Consider the following 21,643-nt stretch of genomic DNA (forward strand, 5'->3'; position numbering starts at 1 on the left):
AGTCTCCTGTTTTCCGGGCGTTACCCGCATCGCTTCGTAAAGTTTCCTTTGACCGTGGTTAACCAGAAGGATGCTGGGTATATTCCCGTGTGGGTCCGTGCCCCCGTGAACGAGTAGGCAGGCGCACGACCCGAATGGAGCCGCAGGCTCCCGAGAGGCGTTCTTTTACTCGCCTCTCGCCCATTGGTCGCAGCTTCACACGTTGAGGAGGCAGTACCATGAGCACCATCCCGTCCAATTCCGAGTCGCGGATTCTGGGATTTCGCAAGTCCGGCACCCCACTGAATATCGTCATGGTGGCACCGCCGTATTTTGAAGTCCCTCCGTCGGGATATGGCGGCGTCGAAGCGGTGGTCGCACAGTTGACCGACGCATTGACAGCACGCGGACACCGTGTCACCTTGCTCGGGGCGGGGCGGCCCGGCACCACCGGGCGTTTCATCAAGGTCTGGGATGACATCCTCGCCGAGCGCCTCGGCGAACCGTTTCCCGAGGTCCTGCACGCGCTGAAGGTCCGGCGCATCATCACCGAGCTGGCGCGGACCGAGCACATCGACATCGTGCACGACCACACCTTCGCAGGCCCCCTGAATGCGCCGATGTTTTCGGCGCTGGGAATCCCGACGGTCGTCACGGTGCACGGCCCGGTGGACGGGGAGGCGCAGGAATACTATCGGGAGCTGGACGATTCCGCGCAGCTGGTCGCCATCAGCGACCGGCAGCGCGCGCTCGCACCCGGCCTGAATTGGATTGGGCGAGTACACAATGCGGTGCGTCCGATCGAATTCCCTTTACAGACAAAAAAGCAGGACTTCGCGTTGTTCCTGGGTCGCTATGCCCCGTACAAGGGCCCGGATCTGGCCTTGCACGCGGCCCATGCGGCGGATATTCCCCTGGTGCTTGCTGCGAAAATGAATGAGCAGCCAGAAAAGGACTATTTCAACTCCGCGGTGCGGCCCCTGCTGACCCAGCGCGACTGCGTGTTCGGCGAGGCCGACGCGGTGGCCAAGCGCCTGTTGCTCTCCTCCGCGCGCTGCCTGCTGTTCCCGATCCGCTGGGAGGAGCCGTTCGGCATCGTCATGATCGAGGCGATGGCCTGCGGCACCCCTGTCGTCGCGCTGCGCGGCGGCGCGGTCGAGGAGGTGCTGGAGGACGGCGTGACCGGCATCATCTGCGACGACCCAGCCGAACTACCGGCGGCCATCGCCGAGGTGGGCAAGATCGACCCGCTGGCCTGCCGCCGCCGGGTCATGGAGCGTTTCTCGGTCGACCACCTCGGCGCCGGGTACGAGAAGGCCTACTACACCGCCCTCGAATCCCGCCCGGTCGAGATCTACGACCCCGCGGCCCGCGCCCTGTCCTTCGCCATCAACCACTGATCCGTACCGAGGATCCACACCCGCTGCCGCTCGCTGCAACGGGTGCGGATCCGCGCCGTGCCGCATCGAATCGTCAGCGGCCCAGCAGATCTCGTCGCCACCGGGCCGGCGGCGTGTGGTAGCGATTCCGGAATGCGCGGCTGAATGCCGCCTCCGAGGTGTAGCCGACCCGTTCCGCGATGAGCGAGACCGGCAGCGAGGTGTCGCGGAGCAGGACGGTGGCCGCGTCCAGCCGGACATAGGCCAGGTAGGCGGCCGGCGGCATCCCTACCCGGGCGGCGAACCGCGCCGCGAACGCCGACCGGGACAGGTTGCACCCGCGGGCCAGTTCCTCGACCGTCCAATCGTGCGCGGGGTTCCGGTGGATGGCACTGAGCGACAGACCGATCTGCGGGTCGAACGCACCGGCCAGCCAGTTCGGCTCGGCGTCCTTGCCCGCGGCCCAGGCACGCAGCACCTGGATGAAGATCAGATCCAGGATGCGCGAGATCATCACCGCCGACCCCTGTGAGGGCGTTTGCATCTCGATGACGAGCATGCGGCGGGCGACCTCGAGCCCCTCCGGCGCCGGCGCGCGGCCGCCGCCCAGGATGATCACCGGCGGCAGGCTCGCGAGCAGATGGCTTGCGCGCGGCTCGCCGATCGTGAAGGTGCCGCAGAGCCACCGCACCGGCTCGGGTGCGTCGGTTCCGGCCGCAGCGGCGCCCGCGTCGCGGACGCGGTGCGAGTCGCCGCGCGGGAACAGGACGACGTCGCCGCGGCCCACGCGCTCGACGCGCCCGTCTCCCTCGATCCGGAGTTCGAGCTCGCCCTCCTCGATCATGTGCAGGCTGCCGGTATCGGCGAAGCCGATCGAGAAGGACTGCGGCGGACGATATACGGCTACCCGTTCTCCGGTCAGGCGGACGGTGTGGAGCAGCTCGGAGAGCAGGTCGTCGGGATGGCTTTCCGCTTCGGAGGGCACTGGACGATCGGCAAGTTTTCCCGGCGGAACGGTCATGGTCGCTACCCACTTCTCTGAATTAACGTCGACAACCGTCAGCGGTCGCTGATATCCCCCGCAGATCAATCGAGAGAGGTGTGCCGTGACGGCATCAGGTAACCCCACCAAGATCAGCTTTGTCTACTCCAACCCCACCGACCCCGACGCCTTCGAGGCGGCCTACCCCGAGCAGCTCACGCTCGCACGCAAACTGCCCGGCCTGACCCGGCTGCAGGAATCGAAGGTCTGGCCCAAGGAGGACGGCGGCCCGACCCCGGCCTACCGCCTGCTGGACCTGTACTTCGCCGACTACGCCTCGGCCAGTAGCGCCGCGGCCGAGGCGGGTCCGCTGGTCATGGCCACCAAGGAGCACGCCACCGGGGGCGTGGTGATCGCCTTCGCCGAGATCCTCGAGGACGCCTAGTAATCGAAGCTGCCGAGCTGGCCCTCGAGCAGGAGCAACAGGTCCCCGAGAATACGGGCCAGGTCGGCCTGTTCCGGGCCGGGAAGGCGGGACAGCAGCGCGCGCTCGTACGAGAGTTGTTGCGGCATAATCCGATCGATGAGGTCGCGACCGGCATCGGTGAGCGTGAGATGCGCGATCCGACGGTCGCGATTGTCGGCGCGGCGCTCGACGAGGCCGCGCTGCTCGAGCCCGCGCACGCGCTTGGTGACCGCGGCCGGAGAGGCGAAGGTTTCGCGGGCGAGGCGGCTGGGCGTCAGCTCGCCGCCGACCCGCCGCAGCGCACTGAGCAGATCGAATTCCGGGCGGCTCAGCTCGGCCCGCCCCAGCGGCCCGTCGGTCACCCGCTGCAGCAGTGCCGCACAGCGATTGATGCGGCCCAGCACCGCAATCGGCGCCGAATCCAGGTCGGGCCGCACGGCCGCCCATTGCCGCAGCACACCCGCGACGGCGTCCTCGGGGACCGAGGCATCCTGCTGTGCAACAACGTCTTTCGGCGACTTCATCGGGACACCGCCGCGAGCCGGACCGGAAGTTGGGCCAGCACTTGATGACCCGCGCGCTCGGAGGCGACCACTCGATCCTGGGCCACCTCCGTGCTCCACCACTCCCCCGCGGCGACGTCGGCGGACTCGCGCAGCTCCACGAGTGCGGCCGCAAGCCGTTCGCGCACACCACGATCCGCGATCCCCAAGACAAGCGCCGCCCGGGCCCGCGCACCGACCGCATCGAGTTCGCTCAGCGCCACCGCCACCCGGTCCGCCGCGCGCCGGTTCGGTACCGCGAAGCAGATCGCCACGGCCACCAGCGCGCCCACACAGGTGTCGAGCCAGCGATCCACTGCCAGCCGCCCGGTGGACAGCGGTCCGGCGAACTCGACCATCGCCAGCGCCATGGGCGTCACGAATATCTGTGCCACCCAATAGTTCCGCGAAATCGTCGCCTCGACCACGAGCTGACAGCATAGAGCCATAGCCACCAGGCCCACCGGGCTGTGGGTCACCGGCACCAGCACCGTGAACAGCCCCAGGCCGACGAGATTGCCGACCACCCGCTGCACGGTGCGATGCCACGACTGCGCGGTATTGGCCACCACCAGCACGCCCGCGGTCATCACCGCCCAGTACGGCCGGTCCACCCCCAGCGACACCGACACCAGCCCCGCCACCGCGGCCCCGACCGCGACGCGAACGGCGATCTGAAACCCCGGCGACCCCGGCCGAAAGGCCCCGGCCACCCGCAACAGCCCGCTCCGGCCCCCCACCGCATGCTGCATGGCAATCCCCCGCAGCTCATCCTCCTCGGCAACATCGCAGTCCACCACCGGCACCGGCCGCCCCGACCGCAGTCCCCGCGCCCATTCGTGGAGCAGACCAGCCTGATCGGAGTGTGCTGCACCGGAATCCGAGTCAGCCGACGCCGAAGACAGTGAGCCGGAAGAGCGCGCAGGCCCGAGCGGCGCCGAGCGCACCTGCTGCGCACGCTCATCGGGCAAACCGGCCCAACCGGATTCCACCGCACCGGGATCGGAGTCGGTCACCCGCAGTCGATCACCGATACGCACCGCCCGCGCGCACTCGTGGACGACGTCGGCCCCGGTGGAGTGTGATGCGGCGGACTCGGGTTTGTGGGCTGAAGGCTGGGCCGGCGCATCGGTCCACTCGACAACTGCGGTCCCGTGCTGGAGCCGCCCACCGGCGAACCGGACGGCCCGTACCCCGGGTTGCAACCCCCGAGGCCCGTGTGTGTGCGTGCCGACCACCGGTATCGCACGTTCCCATCCCGGCGGCACGTAGACCCGGCTGGACCCGCCGCGCGACCGGAACTCCTGCGGTGCAGCGGATCCCGCACCATCCACGCTGGAATACGTGGCGGCGGCCAGGGATTCGGCACGCACGAGCAGGCGGATCAGGGCGGTGAGCTCGGCCGCGCGGGCCGCACCGTGGGTAGGAACCAGGCGCACGGTATGCCAGGCGGCGTGGGTCGCGGCCGCGGCGTCGTACCGGGCGCGGGCGATATCCTTGGCGCACACGATCTTCCCGGCCGGCGCGGCGTCGCTCGTCCGCACGGCATTACCGGCCTGCGCGGCACTTCCAGCTTCCTCGGCCAGGCGAATCAGGCGCGCGGTCGCCGCGAGCGCCCGCGCAACGGCGAAGCGTTCCGGGTCGTGCGGGCGGATCAGGGCCGGGGCCAGGCAGACCAGCCAGGCCAGCACGCCGCCGCACAGCACGAGAAGCAGGCGGGAGGGCACCTCGGCCAGGCGGATCGGCAGGAATCCGGCCGCCGAGACAATGAAGGTGAAGATGATATTGCCGGGCGGGCCGACCCGGGACGCGTCGCAGACCAGCTTGTATACGCCCGCGAGCAGCGCGAGAACCAGCACCTTCGCGACGGCGGAGGTGGTCGACGCCGCGGTGAGCAGAGCCGCGCCCGTGCCGGCGACCATTCCGAACACCACCCACGCCAGCGCCCGGGCCCGCGCGGCGTACGGCAGCCCGTGCCCGTACAGGGCGCAGAGCCCGCCCGCGCACGTGCAGAAGGCCAGCTGCAGATGCCCGGTGACCAGCAGCACCACCTCCGGCACTCCCAGCGCGATCAACCCGCTGGCCGCCGAGCGGCGCCAGGTGTCGACGACCGGCCGCAGCCGGAACACCCCCCGCAGTGACAACATCCGCCCGGCGCGCCGCACCCACCCGGTCGAACGATCGACCAGGTGCGGCGTCGGAGAGGAAGTCGGAGGCACTCGAAAAGGTTAGCAGATATTTTACTAGGAAAATATCTTGCTGCCGGCCACCCAACACCGCACGGCGCGCCTACGCTCGACGCGTGCACCTGGAACTGATCGCGATCGTGGTCGAGGACTACGACCCCGCCATCGAATTCTTCGTCCGGACCCTGGGGTTCGATCTGATCGAGGACACGCCGTCCCGCACCAACGACGGCCGCCCCAAGCGGTGGGTCGTGGTCCGCCCCCCGGGCGCATCCACCGGCATCCTGCTCGCCCGCGCGGACGGCGATCGGCAGCGCGCGGCGATCGGCAACCAGGCGGCCGGTCGCGTCGGATTCTTTCTCCGGGTCGACGACTTCGCGGCCGCACATCGCCGGATGACCGCCGCGGGTGTGGAATTCGTGACCGAACCCCGCACCGAGCCCTACGGCCGGGTCGCCGTCTTTCTGGACATTTCCGGCAACCGCTGGGATCTACTCGGAGATGCCGGCACATAAAGGACGGCCGGGATCACAATATGTGCCGTCGCTAACCAATTAGCGTACTGGACGTCCTTTTTAAATCCTGCCGGATGGAAGGGTGGAGAAATGTGCCTCGGGCGCATCGGCCGAAATCCGCCCACCCGATCCGAAATACTGCCGGAGCGAAGGGTTCGGTGCTACTCGGGCGCCGACGGCGTCCGGGTCCGCGGCGCGGGCAAATCCCGCCGCAGTATCGACTGCCGGAACGCCCGCGGCGACATGCCGCGCCAGCGGGTGAAGGCGTGGGTGAAGTTCGCGGTCTCGGCGTAGCCCAGCAGCCGCGCGACCTCCTCGATCGTCGATCCATCCCGCAACAGCTCCGCGGCCCTGGTCTCCCGGGCGCCGTTGAGCAGGCCGCGGAAGCTCACCCCCTCGTCGGTGAGCTGGCGGCGCAGGGTGCGCACCGTGATGTGCAGCTCGGAGGCGACCTCGGCCATCGTGGGCACCACGCCCGAATCGCGCAGCAGGCGGTCGCGGACCGCCGTGGCCAGCCCGCGACCGGCGCCTGCCAGCTGCCGCAGGGTCTCCGCGAGCTGACGCTCCGCCATTGCCGCGGTCTGCGGATCGGCGTGCGGCATGGGCAGTTTCAGCACGGACCGGGACACGATGACCCGATTGCGCGGCCGTTCGGCCAGCACCGGGCACCGGTCGAACGGCGGGTGCGTGGCCAGTTCCCGCGCACGCGCGGCGGGTATCTCCAGCTCGATCTCGGTGACCGGGAAATTGATCCCCAGGTTGTCGCCGGCCATGAAGACCACCGCGACGTCCCGCTCGACGAAGAAGGCTCGCACATCCTCGGGAATCGCGGAACCGTCGACGACGATCGCGATCTCGGGCCCGCCCTCGTCCTCGAGCGAATACCGCGCGGCCACCGGGACCAGCGCCTGATAGCGGATGGCGGTGGCAATCACCGCACCCGCGGTGGCACTGGCCAGTGCCGCGAGACCCGCCAGTCCGGCATTGCCGAGGGTGGCGCCGCGCGCGGTCTCCGCACCCAGTCCGGGCCGATCCCCCAGGCGCCGAAGCAGGTTGCGTGCTAGAACGTATTCCTGATCCGGCCAGAATTGCGCGAACTCGTCGGCCAGCTTCTCCGCCGTAATTCCTGTGTCCGCTAATAACGTTGAATCGTCCAGACCGTGCGCCCGCCCGACACCGATCATCATCCGGACAGTGGCGCCGCTGCGAGGGAGCGCGCCGAACGGACTACCGAAGGCAACCACCGTCCGAAATTACCAATATTCGGTCCGTTCGTCACATTCTGGCTTCCCGTAAACGGTCCCTACTCTTGATTTGTGCGTGTTGGTGTCGCCGGGGGACACAGGAAGGCCGTAGCCGTGGACAGGTTCAGTACGTGCTGGGTGGAACCCATCGGGCTCACCCCCGAACGAGCGCACTCCATCATGCAGATGCATCTCGACTGCCATACCGACGAGTGCCCGCGCCGCCGGGCCGCGGTGCGCACGCTCATCCAGTCCGGGCACCTGGTGCCCGACTCCTCGCGCGTCCACTGAATCCGGCTCAGGCCAGACCCCGCCAGCTCCAAGACATCTCGGCCGCGAGCGGTGCGCCGGGAGCGACGACCGCGGGATCGGTGTTGAGCCCGTTGGGCGGTCCGGACTGCGGTTCCACACATACCGTGTCGGGCGGCAGGTCGTAGACGACCACCCACCGCAACGGGCTGGCGATCGTCAGCTCGAGCGCACCGGGCCAAGTGAGGGTGACGTCCACCCCGTCCGGCATGCCGAAGCAGTCGTCCCACGGACCGGGCAGCGGCGCGATGCGGTGACCCGTCGGCAGGTAGTCCTCGCCCCGCTGCTCCTGCCAGGCCGGCGCGAAGGCGATCTCGACGTCCTTGCCGCCGGCGTGCAGCCGCCGGTTGAACCAGGGATGCCAGCCCGCCTGCGCGGGAAAGGAATCCGACGCGGCCTCGACCGTCATCGCGAACGCGGCGGAATCGGCGTCGAGCGCGAACGACTGCGTGACCCGTCCGGCGAACGGCCACGGGGCACGCAGGTCCTGCGCCAGTACCAGCTCGGTGTCGTTGTGCCGCACGACCTCCCAGGGATGGTCCCGCACCGTGCCGTGGATCGCGTGCGGTTCGGCGTTGCGCGGCAGCTGATATGTGTGGCCGCCGAACTCCAGTACGCCCTCGCGCATCCGCCCGCACCACGGCGCCATCGGGAAGCACCCGAAATGCGCGCCCGTGTGCAGCACGTCGGCCTCCCCCACCCGGAACCGGGCGATCCTGCCCGTGGCGGCGTTCACCGTCAGCCGCGCGGCGCCCGCGCTCAGATCCAGTTCGTGGTCGGTCACCGAGTCCTCCTGCGCCACAGTTCACCTCCATGTCTGCCGAACGCTGTCAGCGGAGTACCGGAACGTCGTCCGGCGTGCCGGGGCCGGGATTCGCCGCAGCGAAACACGCCGCGAACCGGCCCTCATCAGCCCGTCCGCAGCCTACCCCCGCACCGCAGACAACCCCGGTTACGGCAGCTCCACCAGCTCCACCCAGTTCGGATTGCGGCCCACGGCCTGCTCACCCCGCGGGGTCAGCGCCCCGGTGTCCGGATCTATCGCGTACACCGTGAGCGCATCCGACTCCTGGCCCGCGGCAAGCAGATACCGCCCGCTCGGGTCGATTCCCATGCCGCGCGGGCATGCCTGGGTCGCGGTATGCCCGAGCGGCGACAGTGCACCGGTGCCGTCCACCCGGAATCCCGCGATCGTGCTGGACCGCCGCTCGGACACGTAGAGGTACCGGCCGTCCGGGGTGAGGCGCAGCTCGGCCACCCACGGTTCCGAACACCCCTCGGGTACCGCGGAATACGTGTCCACCGGAAGCAGATTCCCTGTCCCGGAGTCGAATTCGTAGCTGCCGACCGTTCCGTCGAGCTCGTTGGCGGCGAAGACGAACCGCCCGTCCGGATGGAACACCAGATGCCGCGGCCCCGCACCGGGTTTGGTGGAGACGAACGCCGGGACGTTGGGCGTCGGCAGCCCGGTGGCCGGATCGAACAGGTACTGCAGGATCGCATCCCCGCCCAGCACCGCCGCGAACAGATACCTGTTCGACGGATCGGTCACGATGGAATGCGCATGCGGCGGCGTGGCGAGCACCTCGATCGGCTCGGGAGCGACGATCCCGCTCCCGGCGATGGCGTTCATCGAGATGACACTGCCGGTGTAGGAGGCCGCGAGCAGGTAGCGACCGGTGCGGTCGGTGGACAGGTAGGCCATGTTGTCCGGCAGTGGGACCGTGGCGAGCTCGGTCAGATCCCCGGTGCCGGAGTCGATTCCGAAGCAGGCCACCGCATACGGCCGCGACCGCAGCGAGGCGTAGAGGAAGCGGCGATCGGGGCTGACCGCCAGCGGCATCACCGCACCGCCGACGCGCACCCGCCGCACCGGCCGCAGCGTGCCGTCCGCGCCGAGCCGCAGCACCGCGATCTCCGCGCTGTCGGCGTTGGATACGTAGACGACCGTCGTCATGTCTCATCCTCTCCGCGCGCCCGCGGCGCGCGTCGTCTCACGCCGACTCCGCCGCGGCGGTCCCCGTCGACGCGCCCGTTTCCGGCGCCGCCTCGTCTACCGGAGCGACCGCACCGCCGACCCGGCCTCGCAGATCCAGCTCGATCTGTTCCAGGCTGCGTCCCTTGGTCTCCGGCACATACCGCTTCACGAGCACGAACAGTACGACGCTGACCGCGGCGAAGATGTACGCCGACCACCCCAGGCCCAGGTGGTCGCTCATCACCGGGAACAGGAAGGTGATGGCGAAGGTAGCCGCCCACAGCACCGTGCTGCCGGTGGCCATGCCGACGCCGCGGATCTTCAGCGGGAAGATCTCGGCCATCATCACCCAGACCACCGCGCCCCAGCCGAGCTCGTACCCGACCCAATACAGGCACAGCAGAAGCAGCGCAACGATTCCGGTGCCGGTGCCCTTGTGCAGTTCCATCACGACGATGCCCAGCAGAATCAGCGACAGTGCCATCAGCACGTTGCCGATCAGCAGCAGCGGCTTGCGGCCCCACCGGTCCACCACCAGGAACACCCACGCGGTGAACACCAGCTTGACCGCGCCCATGATGATCGAGGCCAGCAGCGAGCCCGAGGTGGCAAGGCCCAGCTGCTTGAACATGGTCGGCGCGTACAGGTTCACCGCGTTGGTGCCCGCGAACTGCTGACCGATGGCCAGGATCAGCGCGACGACCAGGGCCGGGCGCGCCCACGGCGCGATGAGCTCGCGCAGCGATCCACGCTGTTGGGTGTCGATTCGGATGACCTCGCGGATGCTGCCGAGCTCGGCATCGATGTCGTCGTCGCGATGGGTCTGCTGCAGCACCGCGCGCGCCTCGTCCTCGCGCCCGGCCTTCACCAGCCAGCGCGGGGTCTCCGGCATGGCCATCAGGCCGAAGAACAGGATCACGGCCGGAATCGCGGCGATGGCGAACATGATTCGCCAGTTGGCCGAGCCCGCACCCGACAGCGCCCAGTCGATGACGTAGGCGATCAGGATGCCCGAGACGATCATCAGCTGGTTCAGCGTCGAGAGCCGTCCGCGGGCCCGGGTGGGCGCGAGCTCCGACAGGTAGGTCGGCACGGTCGCCGAGGAGCATCCGACAGCGACGCCGGTGATGAACCGCGCCACCACCAGGACCCCGAAGCTGGGTGAGAACGTGCAGCCCAGCACACCGAGGACGAAGACGACCGACGCTACCATGATGGACGGCCGCCGTCCCCAGCGCTCGGTGATCCGCCCGGCGAAGATCGCGCCGAAGACCGCGCCCGCGGCGAGGCTGCCGCCGACGACGCCCTGGGCGAACGAGCCGAGCTTCCAGAGGGGGTTGATGAACAACAGCACCCCCGAGATCACCCCGAGGTCGTAACCGAAGAGGATCCCCCCGAGCGCCCCGAAGAAGTAGAGGTAGGAGACGCTGATCCGCCGCCCCCGCGCGGGCGCCGCTGCCGACTGCTGCATGTGAAGCTTCCTTACTACCAAGCGAGTGTGCTCAGGGTCACATGCTCAATAGGCGAACGCAATACACATGACGATGCTCATTCGGCATTGCGTCATGCATTCATGAATGTGAACCCAGACTCCGCCTCGGGCTCGGACTGATAGACTTAGTCCGAAGACTTAGTCCACTTGGAGGCGGTTTCGATGCCGATAGTCAACGTCCATGAGGCCAAGACACAGTTCTCCCAGCTACTCGAACGGGCACATGCCGGGCAGGAGATCATCCTCGCCAAAGGCGGTGTTCCGTACGCGCGCATGGTGCCACTGTCCCCGGAGCACGGCCAGCGTCGCCCCGGGCGACTCAGTGGTCGAGTCGGCGACGAGTTCTTCGACGATCTTCCAGAAGAGGAATTGGAGGCATGGGGACTGTGAGGGCACTGCTGGACACCCATGCCCTGCTGTGGTGGGACACCGACGACGAGCGACTTTCGCAGCGCGCACGAGAAGTCATCGCCGATGAATCCAACGACGTGTTCGTCAGCGCTGCGTCAGCATGGGAGATCGCTACCAAGCAGCGGATTGGGAAACTCGACTCGGTTCCGCAGGCGGCAGAACGATTCGGAGAGTTGGCGGCCGAGAACGGTTTCACCCACCTGCCGGTCACCTATCTGCACAGCCTGCGAGCCGGCGGTTACCCGGCCGACCACCGTGATCCTTTCGACCGAATGCTCGCCGCACAGGCCGAACTGGAAGAGCTGGTCCTCGTGACGCGAGATCCCGCCTTCAAGCAATTTGCCGCGCAAGTCCTCTGGTGACCCACCGCGACGATCGGCCACGGCAGCCCGGTTACAGCGGGTTGTGGTGTCCCAGTTCGATTTCACAGAAGGCCCCGCCCACGAGTTTCGGAAGTTCCCCCGCGGGAACCTGATCGGCGTACCGCTCGGCGTCGTCCAGGCTCCGGTACCCGATCTCCCGCGCCTCGCGCAGCGACACCACCGCGCGGGTATTGGCCGAAACGCCCCACAGCACACGGTATCCGGGTTCATCGGTGGCCAGGCACGCCTCGAGCAGCCGGGCGCAGTCGTCCGGGGACATCCACAGCGAGAGCTGGCGCACGTCGGCGGGCTCTTCGAAACAGCTGCCGATGCGCAGGCAGCTCACATCCATCCCGAATCGCGAATGGTACAGGCTCCCAAGGGATTCGATCACCGCCTTGCTCACCCCGTAATAGGTGTCCGGGCGGGGGCTGCTGTCGCCGGGCAGGCCCTCCGGGCCCGCCTCGCCGATGGTGCGGAATCCGACGGCGTGGTTGCTCGAGGCCAGCACCACCCGCGGCACGCCCGCCGCGAGCGCGGCCTCGAGCACGGTGCGGGTGCCGTCGATATTGACCTCGAGGATCCGGTCCCAGGCGTCCTCCCGGCTGATTCCGCCGAGATGGATGATCGCGTCGACGTCGGCGCAGGCGCCCGCCATCACCGCGGCGTCGGTGATCGAGCCGGTCAGAATCTCGACCGCCTCACCAGGCGCGGCGGGGTCGGGCGGCGCGATGTCCAGCAGCCGCAGCACCCGGCCGGGGCGGGCGAGGCGGGTGCGCATCAGCCTGCCGAGGATGCCGGCGGCGCCGGTGACGAGAACGCGCTGATCAGGCATGGTGAAACTCCTTGGTCTATCCGGTGATGAGAAGCCGCGCGGGTCAACGGATTCCGGCGCGGCGCAGCCGCATGGCCAGCAGGGTCGCCGCCTCGTGCAGCACCGCGCCGATGCGGTGCTGCTCGGCCTCGGTCACCCGCTCCAGCGGCATCGAGCAGCTCAGCGCGTCGGTGGCCGGGATCCGATAGGGCACCGCGGCCGCGGCGCAGGCCAGCCCGACGGTGCCCTCCGCCCGCTCGGTCGCGTATCCGCGGTCGCGCACCACGCCCAGTTCGTCGTGCAGGGTGTCGCGATCGGTCAGGGTGTGCTCGGTGAGCGGCGCCAGCCGGGCCGGGAGCAGCGCGGCCAGTTCCGCATCGGACAGCTCGGCCAGCAGCGCCTTGCCCAGCGCGGTGGCGTGCGCGGGCAGCGTCCGGCCCACCCGCGAGATCAGATGTCCGGAGGTGCGCGATTCCCGGGTCTCGAGGTAGACCACCTCCGCACCGGCCAGCCGCGCGTAGTGGACGGTGAAGCCGGTCTCCTCGCGCAGGCGTTCCAGGATTTCGGTGACGAAGGGCATCACCGGATCGCGGTCGAGGTAGGCGGTGCCGCAGATCAGCGCCCGCACGCCCAGCCGGAACCGCGCGCCGGACTCGTCCGCCTCGATCCAGCCGGCATCGCGCAGGGTGCGCAGCAGGCCGTGCAGGCTCGAACGCGGAAAACCCGTGGCGTCGTGCATATCCGACAGCGACAACCAGGACCGGTCCGCCGCGAACACCTCGAGCAGCGCGATCGCGCGCCGCGCGGATTTCACCCCGCTCGCGGCCTCGGCCCGGGCATCCCCGGTCACCCGCTCGACATCGGTACGGCGATCGACCTGACCGCGGCTCTGCATGACACTCCTCACATGCTGGGGCGGCTACCGCCGACCATCGTTGGTTCGGAGGCTAACCAGGCATCCGGGCATTCTCAATCCCGAATGTCTCCGGTTTACCGAACCAATTCATATATATGAAAACTATACTGATACCTCTTCAGCATGTGGTGATGCTCAACTGATGTTGGACTGGTATCAGTTACGGGCCCTAGCCTGCAAAGGAAGCCGATGGACGAGCAACCCCTGCATACCGACCCGCGCACCCCAGGAGCACACATGAACGACGGCAAGCTGTCGGCCATGCTGTCCCTGGAGCAGGTGCGCGGCTTCGTGGTCGTGGCCGAGGAGGGCAACTTCCGGCGTGCCGCCGAGCGACTGCAGATGACCCAGCCGCCGCTGAGCCGGCAGGTGCAGAAGCTCGAGCGCGATATCGGGGTGCTGCTGCTGGATCGCACCCAGCGGCAGGTCGAATTGACCCCCGCCGGTGCGGTTTTCCTGGCCGAGGCGCGACGCCTGCTGGCCCTGGCCGAGGCGGCGCCGAGCACCGCGCGACTGGTCGCCGCGGGGCACACCGGCACCGTCCGGATCGGCTTCACGGCCACCGCGGGTTTCGGTTTCCTGGGCCGGTTCCTCAACCAGATCTCCCGGGCGCTGCCCGAGATCGAGCTGGCCCTGGCCGAGCAGGTCAGCGCGGCACAGTTCGACGAATTGTCCAGCGGCAAGCTGGATCTGGCCTTTGCCCGGCCGCCGTTCGACCGCGCGGAATTCGACGGCCGGCTGGTGCACCGCGAACCGCTGGTGCTCGCGGTGCCCGACGGACACCGGCTCGCGACCGACCGGCCGATGAAGATCGACGAGCTGGAGGGCGAGCGGCTGCTGGTCTACGCGCCGGGCCCGGCCCGGTATTTCGCCGAACTCATGACCAGGACGCTGGCCGGGGTCTCCTACGACACCGCCGACCGGCTTACCCAGGTGCACACCATGCTCGCGCTGGTCGCCGCCGGACGCGGCCTAGCGCTGGTTCCCGAGACCGCCAGCCACCTGCACCCCGAGGGGGTGTGCTACCGCCCGCTGATGGAGGTGCGCGAACCCGTCGAGCTGTACGCGGTCTGGCGGCGGCACCCGGCCAATCCGGCGCTGCGCCGCGTCATCGATCTGCTGGAGACGTGGCCGGCCGCCAACCCTGTCCACCCCGCAAGCTCCGCCGGCTCACCGTCCCCGTAGAGCCCGGCACCGATAGGTCGTTCCCGAGGAGGAAACCCCGTGTCAGAGATATCCGCCGAAGATCTCGGCCCCGCCCTGGGGCGCGGGCTGCTGTCGTTCCCGATCACGCATTTCGATGCGGAGCTGGCCTTCGACGAGGCCGCGTACCGGGACCACATCGGCTGGCTGGCGCAGCACGACGTGGCCGGGCTGTTCGCCGCGGGCGGCACGGGTGAGGGATTCTCGCTGACCACCGCCGAGATCGACCGGGTCGTGCGCGCCGCGGTCGCCGAGACCGGCGGGCGGGTGCCCGTCATCGCGCCCGCCACCGCGGGGACCGCGGTCGCGGCGGAGCAGGCGCGCAATGCCGAAGCCGCTGGGGCACAGGGCATTCTATTGTTGCCGCCGTACCTGACCGAGGCCGGTCCCGACGGGCTCGTCGAGCACGTGGCCGCGGTGTGCGCGGCGACCTCGCTCGGGGTGATCTTCTACAGCCGCGCCAACGCACAGATCGACGACGTGACCGTGGCCCGGATGGCCGAGAGGTGCCCGAATTTCATCGGATTCAAGGACGGCGTCGGCAATATCGAGACGATGACCCGCATCTACGCGCGCATGGGCGAGCGCCTGACCTACATCGGCGGGCTGCCCACGGCGGAGACCTTCGCGCTGCCGTACACCGAAATGGGCGTCACCACATACTCTTCGGCAATCTTCAACTTCGCCCCCGAGTTCGCGCTGAAGTTCTACCGGGCCGTGCGCGCGCACGATCGCGAGGCGGTCTACGAGCATCTGCGCGCGTTCGTGCTGCCCTATCTGGACATCCGCGACCGGCGCAAGGGCTACGCGGTGTCCATCATCAAGGCGGGCCTGACCGCCGTCGGCCGCCCGTCGAGCCGGGTCCGCCCACCGCTGACCGATTTGACGCCGGACGAGCTCGCCGAGCTGACCGAGCTTGTGAAAACGATTGCCTGACAGGGATATCGACGCATGACACAGAATCTCAGCCCCGCGGTGCTCGACCGGATCACCGGCGTCAGGCTCTCCTCGGTGACCCTGCCGCTGCCCACCGGCATCAGCGACGCCAAGGTCCTGACCGGGCGGCAGCGGCCGATGACCGAGGTGGCGGTGCTGTTCGCCGAGATCACCACCGAGGCCGGGCTCGAGGGCATCGGCATCGGCTACTCCAAACGCGCGGGCGGCCCCGGCCAGTTCGCGCACGCCAGGGAGATCGCCCCGGTCCTGATCGGCGAGGATCCCAGCGATATCGCCAAGATCTGGGACAAGCTGATGTGGGCGGGCGCCTCGGTGGGCCGCAGCGGGCTGTCCGTGCAGGCGATCGCCGCGTTCGACGTCGCACTGTGGGATATCAAGGCCAAGCGCGCGGGGCTGCCGCTGGCCAAACTGCTGGGCACACACCGCGATTCGGTGCGTTGCTACAACACCTCCGGCGGTTTCCTGCACGCGCCGATCGAGGAGGTGCTCGAGCGTGCGAGCGAATCGCTCGCCTCGGGCATCGGCGGCATCAAGATCAAGGTGGGGCATCCGGACAACGCTGTGGACATCGCCCGGGTCACCGCCGTGCGCGAGAAGATCGGCGACACCGTACCGCTGATGGTCGACGCCAACCAGCAGTGGGACCGCCCGACCGCGCGCCGAATGTGCCGGGCGTTCGATCCGCTACAGCTGGTGTGGATCGAAGAACCCCTGGATGCCTACGATTTCGCCGGGCACGCGCAGCTGGCGCGGACCTTCGACACCTCGATCGCGACCGGCGAGATGCTGACCAGCGTCGCCGAGCACGCCGAATTGATCCGGGCCGGAATCGATATCGTGCAGCCCGATGCGCCGCGCGTCGGCGGCATCACCCGCTTCCTGGACGTGATGGCCCTGGCCGGGCGCGAACATCTGCAGCTGGCACCGCATTTCGTGATGGAGGTGCACGTTCATCTGGCCGCGGCGTATCCGATCGAGCCCTGGGTGGAACATTTCGAATGGTTCGACCCGCTGTTCAACGAGCGCCTCGAGATCCGGGACGGCAGGATGCACCTGTCCGCCCGCCCTGGACTGGGCGTGACGCTCAGCGAGCAGGCCCGCGCCTGGTCCGTGGACGAATACGAGCTGAAGGCCTGAGAGGGCCCACACCTACCGACGACACCTGGTGGAGGACACAGTGACTGCCGAGACATCCCCGGCCGACATCGATCGCATCGTCTCCGCGGCGGTGCATGCCGCGGACCGGCTCGCGGCGACGACCCCCGTCGAGCGGGCCCGCCTGCTCGAGACGGCGGCCGACGCGTTGGAGAAGGCCTCCGACGAGCTGGTCACGCTGGCGGCCAAGGAGACTCATCTGCCCGAGCAGCCGCGTCTGCGGGGTGAGATGGTGCGCACCGTCTTTCAGCTGCGACTGTTCGCCCAGGTGCTCACCGACGGCGAATTCCTGAGGGCCGCAGTAGATCACGCCGACGCGAAGTGGCCGATGGGCCCGCGCCCGGACATTCGGCGGATGACCGTGCCCATCGGGCCGGTGCTGGTCTTCACCGCGAGCAACTTCCCGCTCACCCTCAGCGTGGCCGGACACGACACCGCCGCCGCCCTCGCCGCGGGCTGCCCGGTCGTCATCAAGGCGCACCCGGGACATCCCGAGCTGTCGGAGCGCACCTTCGAGATCCTGGCGCGGGCGCTGACCGAGGCGGGCGCGCCCGAGGGCACCGTCGGGATCGTCTACGGCCTGGAATCGGGTGTGACGGCGCTGCGGCATCCGGGCATCGCCGCGGCCGCGTTCACCGGGTCCGAGGCCGGTGGGCGGGCGCTGTTCGACATCGCCAACGCCCGGCCGCGGCCGATCCCGTTCTACGGCGAACTCGGCAGCGTGAATCCGGTGGTCGTCACAGCGGCCGCGGTGGCGGCGCGCGGCATGGAAATCGCCACGGGGTACGCGGGTTCGTTCACCCTGGGCGCGGGGCAGTTCTGCACCAAGCCCGGTCTGCTGCTGCTGCCCGCGGGCCACGGCCTCGAGGACGAACTGCGGGCGGCGGTCGCGGCGATCCCGGCGCAGCACATGCTCAACGACCGCATCGCGCACGGGTACCGCGCCGGGCTCGAGCGGCTGACCGAACATCCCGCCGTCGCAGTGCTTTCCGCGCCCGACCCGGACGCGGCGGAGTTCGGCCCGACGCTGTTGCGGGTGAGCGGCGCCGATTTCCTGCACCATTCGGAATCGCTGGATGCCGAATGCTTCGGCCCGGTCTCGCTGATCGTGGAATACGAAGGCCCAGAACAGCTTCGGGCGATCCTGCGCGAGCTGGAGCCGGGCCTGACCGTCACACTGCAGGCCCAGGAGTCCGATGCCGAGCTGGTCGAGAGCCTGCTACCCGCGCTGACCGCGCTGGCCGGACGCCTGATCTGGAACGGCTGGCCCACCGGGATCACCCTGTCCTGGGCCCAGCAGCACGGCGGTCCCTACCCGGCCACCACCACACCGCAGTTCACCTCCATGGGCACCGCGGCCATCGACCGCTTCCTGCGTCCGGTCGCCTGGCAGGGCTTCCCGGAGGCGCTGCTGCCCGCCCCGCTGCGGGACGCCAACCCGTGGGGAATACCCCAGCGAGTGGACGGAAAGCGTTAGCTATCAACGAAATACCGCGGCCCTTGATGCGACGTCCTGCGCACATCAAGGGCCGCAGGCATTTTCACCTGTCATCCGAGCGAACCTGGGCGAACCGTCGTGCAGCCGATGCTGTTCGCGCACCGGCCGGGCGTGCACGGCATGCCGTCGACCGCTGGCTCAGCCCTTCACATTCGCGCACAGGATCGGCGCGAAGAGCAGGGTCGGCTTATCTCCGGACAGGATCTGGGACATCGGTCCCCTATGCACGTTGACGTACCAGCCGGTGGCCGGCGGGGCCGTGGTCACATTCTGGACCGTCGTGCTGACCGTGCCCTTGCCGGAGGCATCGGCCTGCAGATCGGGCAGCGGATACACCACATCGCCCTGTGCGGCGCAGGTGCCCTTGTGAATATGCACCGCATGGGCGGAGTTGGCGGGCAGGCCGGTCGCGGTGAGATCCACGTGCAGGCTGTGCTTCGCGGCGTCGTAGGCCAGCGCGACCGTTCCGGCGGGGGTCATGCCCTTGACCGGCGGCGCACTCATTTTCACGGTCACCGGACCGGCCGCGGCCGTCCCGGCGGCGATGTCCCCGCACTCGACGGAGGTGAAGCCGACACCACCCGGATTACCCAGGGTCGCCATCGGCGCCAGGTGGACGTTGAGGTAGGCACTGGTGGGGATGCCGGCGGGGACCGGCGTGCTGACCACCGTCTGCTTCGCCACGCCCATGGCATCGGCGGTGATGTCGGGGAACGGAATCGAAGGCGGCTGGGTCTGGTCGGCGCACACCCCGGGATGGATATGCATCGCATGGGAGCTGCCCGGAGTCAGGCCCCACAGCTCAACCGCCGCGGTGACCTCCTTGGTCCCGGGATTCCAGGTCAGCGAGACGGTGCCGGTGGGCATGGTGGCGAGGTGGAGCGGGGCCGCCGTCGCGGACGGCGAGGCCGACGAAGCCGGTGCGGCCGAGGTGGAGGAATTGGACGTCGTCGACGAGGAACAGGCGGTGGCCACGGCAAGCAATCCGGCCGCGGCACAACACCACAGGGTTCGTGTGAGCATCTGCATTCACCTACCTGAGAGGTCTGCCGGCGGGTCCGTTGTGAACCCGGCTACGGGCGTACAAGGGACCAGAATGCGCACCTGCTCCGCAGCGTGCCCGCGGGCACCTGGTCCGTATGGGTCGTACTACGACAACAACGACCGATCGGTTCACCGGCTCGGCACGTCACCGCATGCCCGGACGGCCGATCGGCTACGCGTCATTCTGCTCCCGCGCGGCGAATTCCGGGCCAGTTCGCGTCCCTATTCGCCCGCGGCGCGACGGATCTCCCCGCCACCGGCGCGGGTGGCGCGGGCCGCGGTCGCGTCGAAGGTCTCGAGGAAATCGAAGGACGGGTCCTCGTCGTCGACATCCAGCACGACGGCCCGGCGACGCAGGTCCCTGGCCGTCTCGCGGTCCATCGACGGAGCCTCGGGGGCGCGCGCTTCACTCGGCTCGGCCTTCGCGGCCGAGGGACGGGCGCCGCGCGAGAGCCGCGCGGTGCGGCGGCGGCGGATGTCCTCCTCGATGCGCACCTGCCGCCGCAGATAGATCAGGTAGGCGACCAGCACCAGCACCGAGGCGCCGCAGCCCCACCACAGCATCCGCGTCACCGCGACCGCGAAGGCACCGAACAGCAAGGCGCTCAACGCCAATCCGAGCGTGGTGCGCTGCCGGAAGCGATAGCGGGCGGCGCGGGCCACCGCATCGGCCTCGGGGTCGTACCCGCCGCGACCGCGCCGGATGGGCACGATGCGGCCCACGGTGAACTCGGAATCCCCGGTCTCCGGGTCGGCGTACTCGGCCTCCGGCTCGGCGAGGTCGTCCGGCTCCCGCGGCGGGGCCGCGCGGCGCGGCTCGGCGCGGCTCGGGGACTTCTCGGATTCGTCGTAGTCGCCGGGCGCGGCGCTCCCCCGCGCCTCGCCGTCCCCCATGTCGTCGTGGTCGGCGGCCGGATCGGCCGCCTCCAGGTCACCAGTTTCGATCTCGGCGTCCTCGATGCCCGCCTCGTCGATCACACTCTCCCCGGCGCATTCGGCGTCGTCGAACTCGTCCACCTCGGCCTCGATGACCTCGCCCTCGCCGGTCACGCCGCGGGTACCGCTTTCGTCGTCGTGCTCGGTGACGGGCTCATCGGCCGAAGTCGTCATCCGATCCTCCGCATCATCGCCGTGAAATAGCTTTCTCTGCACGCGCCTGGGTACCCAGTCCGGATCGGAATCGTGCCCCGAGGCGGGCCTCGACTGGCTGCTGGTGCCGCCGCGATGCAACACCCGAGTGGCCAGGGCGGTGTCGGTCGTGCGCCGGATGCGGGGATACCGCGCGGCGAGCAACGGAAACAGCACGAAGACCCAGAGCACCACCAGACCGATCCACAAGATCGAATTCGGCACCGCGCTCACGCCTCCGTCCCCGCCGGCCTTCCGTGCCACCGATGCCATATCCCGGCGTCGCGGCGAGAATCATGCCGCCTCGTCGGGCCACTGCACCGGCTCCCTTCCGGCGATGCGGGACGCACCACCGACGTGCGTAGGCTAGTAGGACCCCGAGTGAATATCCGCAAGGCGCGCCGTCCACATCCGTCACACTAGTAACAAGTGTCAGGGATTGATTACCCGTCCGGAGCGGATCAAACGTTCGACCACGGTCCCCGAAACCTCCTCCACGGTCATGGCGACCAGCAGATGGTCCCGCCAGGCGCCGTCGACGTCGAGATATCGGCGCAGCATGCCCTCTTCGCGGAAGCCCACGTTGCGCAGCACGGCCTGGCTGCGCTCGTTCTCGGGGCGCACGGTCGCCTCCACCCGATGCAGCCCGACGGGCCCGAAGCAGTGATCCAGCCCCAGCGCCAGCGCGGCGGTGGCCACGCCCTTCCCGCCGGCATCCTTGGCGACCCAGTAGCCGATCCACGCCGACCGCAGCGCCCCGCGCACGATATTGCCGATGGTGAGCTGCCCGCTGAACGCCCCGTCCACCTCGATCACCAGGGGGATCATCGCCCCGCGACGGGCCTCGGCCTTCAGGCTCGACCACAGCGAGGGCCAGTTCGAGGGATGGTTGCGCGCCTCCCACGCCCCGCGCCCGGTCGGCTCCCACGGCTCGAGGTGTTCGCGATCGCGCACCCGGATGCGGGCCCACGCCGACGCGTCGCGCAGCCGGATCGGCCGCAGCGAGACCTGCCCGCCGGCCACCCGCACCGGACCCAGATGCGCGGGCCAGCCCGGATGCTGCGCGGACCGGAAGACGTTCAT

The 21,643-nt window shown here is 69.2% G+C and carries 22 protein-coding genes; 10 read left to right on the top strand and 12 right to left on the bottom strand.

The window, feature by feature from the left end; genetic code table 11:
* The first annotated feature begins 218 nt into the window (after window positions 1-218).
* Window positions 219-1,379 carry a glycosyltransferase family 4 protein gene (locus tag ABH933_RS17880; RefSeq protein WP_429420565.1) on the top strand — a complete coding sequence of 387 codons (1,161 nt, stop codon included), beginning with the start codon at window positions 219-221 and terminating at the stop codon, window positions 1,377-1,379.
* A 73-nt stretch (window positions 1,380-1,452) separates the two neighbouring features.
* Here ABH933_RS17880 and ABH933_RS17885 read toward each other — a convergent pair whose 3' ends face one another.
* On the bottom strand, window positions 1,453-2,379 hold the full coding sequence (locus tag ABH933_RS17885; protein WP_429420563.1) for a cupin domain-containing protein: 927 nt from the start codon (window positions 2,377-2,379) through the stop codon (window positions 1,453-1,455).
* A gap of 85 nt (window positions 2,380-2,464) precedes the next feature.
* On the opposite strand from ABH933_RS17885, the gene ABH933_RS17890 reads away from it, so the two are divergent.
* A complete protein-coding gene (locus ABH933_RS17890; protein ID WP_429420560.1) occupies window positions 2,465-2,785 on the top strand; it encodes an EthD family reductase in 321 nt (106 codons plus the stop codon).
* Here the strand turns inward: ABH933_RS17890 and ABH933_RS17895 are convergent.
* Together ABH933_RS17895 and ABH933_RS17900 are read right to left on the bottom strand one after the other, a co-directional pair.
* On the bottom strand, window positions 2,782-3,330 hold the full coding sequence (locus ABH933_RS17895; protein ID WP_429455047.1) for a MarR family winged helix-turn-helix transcriptional regulator: 549 nt from the start codon (window positions 3,328-3,330) through the stop codon (window positions 2,782-2,784). The genes ABH933_RS17890 and ABH933_RS17895 overlap by 4 nt on opposite strands.
* Complete coding sequence (locus ABH933_RS17900; protein ID WP_429420556.1) at window positions 3,327-5,567, bottom strand: FUSC family protein; 2,241 nt, start codon at window positions 5,565-5,567, stop codon at window positions 3,327-3,329. Before ABH933_RS17900 ends, ABH933_RS17895 begins: the two co-directional genes overlap by 4 nt.
* Before the next feature lie 83 nt (window positions 5,568-5,650).
* On the opposite strand from ABH933_RS17900, the gene ABH933_RS17905 reads away from it, so the two are divergent.
* The gene (locus tag ABH933_RS17905) at window positions 5,651-6,049 is read left to right on the top strand and encodes a VOC family protein (protein ID WP_215916376.1); all 399 of its coding nucleotides are present in this window, start codon (window positions 5,651-5,653) and stop codon (window positions 6,047-6,049) included.
* Between the two features lie 161 nt (window positions 6,050-6,210).
* Here ABH933_RS17905 and ABH933_RS17910 read toward each other — a convergent pair whose 3' ends face one another.
* Window positions 6,211-7,236 (bottom strand): AraC family transcriptional regulator ligand-binding domain-containing protein, encoded by a 1,026-nt coding sequence (locus ABH933_RS17910; RefSeq protein ID WP_429420553.1) that lies wholly within the window; start codon window positions 7,234-7,236, stop codon window positions 6,211-6,213.
* A 171-nt stretch (window positions 7,237-7,407) separates the two neighbouring features.
* Between ABH933_RS17910 and ABH933_RS17915 the strand changes: the two genes are divergently transcribed.
* Entirely contained in the window at window positions 7,408-7,584 is a 177-nt protein-coding gene (locus ABH933_RS17915; protein WP_429420550.1) for a hypothetical protein, read from the top strand.
* A gap of 7 nt (window positions 7,585-7,591) precedes the next feature.
* Here the strand turns inward: ABH933_RS17915 and ABH933_RS17920 are convergent, their stop codons facing one another.
* From ABH933_RS17920 to ABH933_RS17930, 3 genes are all read right to left on the bottom strand, one after another.
* Complete coding sequence (locus ABH933_RS17920; RefSeq protein WP_429420547.1) at window positions 7,592-8,386, bottom strand: aldose 1-epimerase; 795 nt, start codon at window positions 8,384-8,386, stop codon at window positions 7,592-7,594.
* Between the two features lie 168 nt (window positions 8,387-8,554).
* On the bottom strand, window positions 8,555-9,559 hold the full coding sequence (locus tag ABH933_RS17925) for a lactonase family protein (RefSeq protein WP_429420544.1): 1,005 nt from the start codon (window positions 9,557-9,559) through the stop codon (window positions 8,555-8,557).
* Window positions 9,560-9,596: 37 nt separating this feature from the next.
* Entirely contained in the window at window positions 9,597-11,051 is a 1,455-nt protein-coding gene (locus ABH933_RS17930) for a sugar porter family MFS transporter (RefSeq protein ID WP_429420541.1), read from the bottom strand.
* A gap of 183 nt (window positions 11,052-11,234) precedes the next feature.
* On the opposite strand from ABH933_RS17930, the gene ABH933_RS17935 reads away from it, so the two are divergent.
* A complete protein-coding gene (locus ABH933_RS17935) occupies window positions 11,235-11,462 on the top strand; it encodes a type II toxin-antitoxin system Phd/YefM family antitoxin (RefSeq protein WP_429420538.1) in 228 nt (75 codons plus the stop codon).
* A complete protein-coding gene (locus ABH933_RS17940) occupies window positions 11,450-11,845 on the top strand; it encodes a type II toxin-antitoxin system VapC family toxin (RefSeq protein WP_429420535.1) in 396 nt (131 codons plus the stop codon). The genes ABH933_RS17935 and ABH933_RS17940 overlap by 13 nt, the downstream gene beginning before the upstream one ends.
* 31 nt (window positions 11,846-11,876) lie before the next feature.
* On the opposite strand, the gene ABH933_RS17945 is transcribed toward ABH933_RS17940, so the two are convergent.
* Both ABH933_RS17945 and ABH933_RS17950 read right to left on the bottom strand, forming a co-directional pair.
* A complete protein-coding gene (locus tag ABH933_RS17945; protein ID WP_429420532.1) occupies window positions 11,877-12,680 on the bottom strand; it encodes an NAD-dependent epimerase/dehydratase family protein in 804 nt (267 codons plus the stop codon).
* A gap of 43 nt (window positions 12,681-12,723) precedes the next feature.
* Window positions 12,724-13,554, bottom strand: coding sequence for an IclR family transcriptional regulator (locus tag ABH933_RS17950; RefSeq protein ID WP_429420529.1), 831 nt, complete (start codon window positions 13,552-13,554; stop codon window positions 12,724-12,726).
* A gap of 210 nt (window positions 13,555-13,764) precedes the next feature.
* Between ABH933_RS17950 and ABH933_RS17955 the strand changes: the two genes are divergently transcribed.
* The 4 genes from ABH933_RS17955 to ABH933_RS17970 are packed head-to-tail and all read left to right on the top strand — an operon-like array spanning window position 13,765 to window position 18,367.
* Window positions 13,765-14,760, top strand: coding sequence for a LysR substrate-binding domain-containing protein (locus ABH933_RS17955; protein ID WP_429420526.1), 996 nt, complete (start codon window positions 13,765-13,767; stop codon window positions 14,758-14,760).
* 39 nt (window positions 14,761-14,799) lie between these two features.
* Window positions 14,800-15,714, top strand: a complete 915-nt coding sequence (kdgD, locus tag ABH933_RS17960) for a 5-dehydro-4-deoxyglucarate dehydratase (protein ID WP_429420523.1) — start codon at window positions 14,800-14,802, stop codon at window positions 15,712-15,714.
* Between the two features lie 15 nt (window positions 15,715-15,729).
* Window positions 15,730-16,872 (top strand): L-talarate/galactarate dehydratase, encoded by a 1,143-nt coding sequence (locus ABH933_RS17965; RefSeq protein ID WP_429420520.1) that lies wholly within the window; start codon window positions 15,730-15,732, stop codon window positions 16,870-16,872.
* Between the two features lie 40 nt (window positions 16,873-16,912).
* On the top strand, window positions 16,913-18,367 hold the full coding sequence (locus ABH933_RS17970) for an aldehyde dehydrogenase (NADP(+)) (protein ID WP_429420517.1): 1,455 nt from the start codon (window positions 16,913-16,915) through the stop codon (window positions 18,365-18,367).
* 159 nt (window positions 18,368-18,526) lie between these two features.
* Here the strand turns inward: ABH933_RS17970 and ABH933_RS17975 are convergent, their stop codons facing one another.
* The 3 genes from ABH933_RS17975 to ABH933_RS17985 form a co-directional block, all read right to left on the bottom strand.
* Entirely contained in the window at window positions 18,527-19,411 is an 885-nt protein-coding gene (locus tag ABH933_RS17975) for a CHRD domain-containing protein (protein WP_429420514.1), read from the bottom strand.
* A gap of 243 nt (window positions 19,412-19,654) precedes the next feature.
* A complete protein-coding gene (gene sepX, locus ABH933_RS17980; protein WP_429420512.1) occupies window positions 19,655-20,785 on the bottom strand; it encodes a divisome protein SepX/GlpR in 1,131 nt (376 codons plus the stop codon).
* A 207-nt stretch (window positions 20,786-20,992) separates the two neighbouring features.
* Window positions 20,993-21,643, bottom strand: a complete 651-nt coding sequence (locus ABH933_RS17985) for a GNAT family N-acetyltransferase (RefSeq protein WP_215916363.1) — start codon at window positions 21,641-21,643, stop codon at window positions 20,993-20,995.

The sequence above is a fragment of the Nocardia sp. GP40 genome, assembly GCF_050434125.1.
Taxonomy (GTDB): domain Bacteria; phylum Actinomycetota; class Actinomycetes; order Mycobacteriales; family Mycobacteriaceae; genus Nocardia; species Nocardia albiluteola.

What these genes read in the sequence shown, in the direction of transcription:
- ABH933_RS17880 (WP_429420565.1), top strand. Translation starts at nt 219, where the DNA reads ATGAGCACCATCCCGTCCAATTCCGAGTCGCGGATTCTGGGATTTCGC.
- ABH933_RS17910 (WP_429420553.1), bottom strand. Translation starts at nt 7,236, where the DNA reads ATGATGATCGGTGTCGGGCGGGCGCACGGTCTGGACGATTCAACGTTA.
- ABH933_RS17955 (WP_429420526.1), top strand. Translation starts at nt 13,765, where the DNA reads ATGGACGAGCAACCCCTGCATACCGACCCGCGCACCCCAGGAGCACAC.
- ABH933_RS17965 (WP_429420520.1), top strand. Translation starts at nt 15,730, where the DNA reads ATGACACAGAATCTCAGCCCCGCGGTGCTCGACCGGATCACCGGCGTC.
- ABH933_RS17945 (WP_429420532.1), bottom strand. Translation starts at nt 12,680, where the DNA reads ATGCCTGATCAGCGCGTTCTCGTCACCGGCGCCGCCGGCATCCTCGGC.
- ABH933_RS17950 (WP_429420529.1), bottom strand. Translation starts at nt 13,554, where the DNA reads ATGCAGAGCCGCGGTCAGGTCGATCGCCGTACCGATGTCGAGCGGGTG.
- ABH933_RS17940 (WP_429420535.1), top strand. Translation starts at nt 11,450, where the DNA reads ATGGGGACTGTGAGGGCACTGCTGGACACCCATGCCCTGCTGTGGTGG.
- ABH933_RS17985 (WP_215916363.1), bottom strand. Translation starts at nt 21,643, where the DNA reads ATGAACGTCTTCCGGTCCGCGCAGCATCCGGGCTGGCCCGCGCATCTG.
- ABH933_RS17885 (WP_429420563.1), bottom strand. Translation starts at nt 2,379, where the DNA reads ATGACCGTTCCGCCGGGAAAACTTGCCGATCGTCCAGTGCCCTCCGAA.
- ABH933_RS17935 (WP_429420538.1), top strand. Translation starts at nt 11,235, where the DNA reads ATGCCGATAGTCAACGTCCATGAGGCCAAGACACAGTTCTCCCAGCTA.
- ABH933_RS17925 (WP_429420544.1), bottom strand. Translation starts at nt 9,559, where the DNA reads ATGACGACGGTCGTCTACGTATCCAACGCCGACAGCGCGGAGATCGCG.
- ABH933_RS17930 (WP_429420541.1), bottom strand. Translation starts at nt 11,051, where the DNA reads ATGCAGCAGTCGGCAGCGGCGCCCGCGCGGGGGCGGCGGATCAGCGTC.
- ABH933_RS17975 (WP_429420514.1), bottom strand. Translation starts at nt 19,411, where the DNA reads ATGCTCACACGAACCCTGTGGTGTTGTGCCGCGGCCGGATTGCTTGCC.
- ABH933_RS17895 (WP_429455047.1), bottom strand. Translation starts at nt 3,330, where the DNA reads ATGAAGTCGCCGAAAGACGTTGTTGCACAGCAGGATGCCTCGGTCCCC.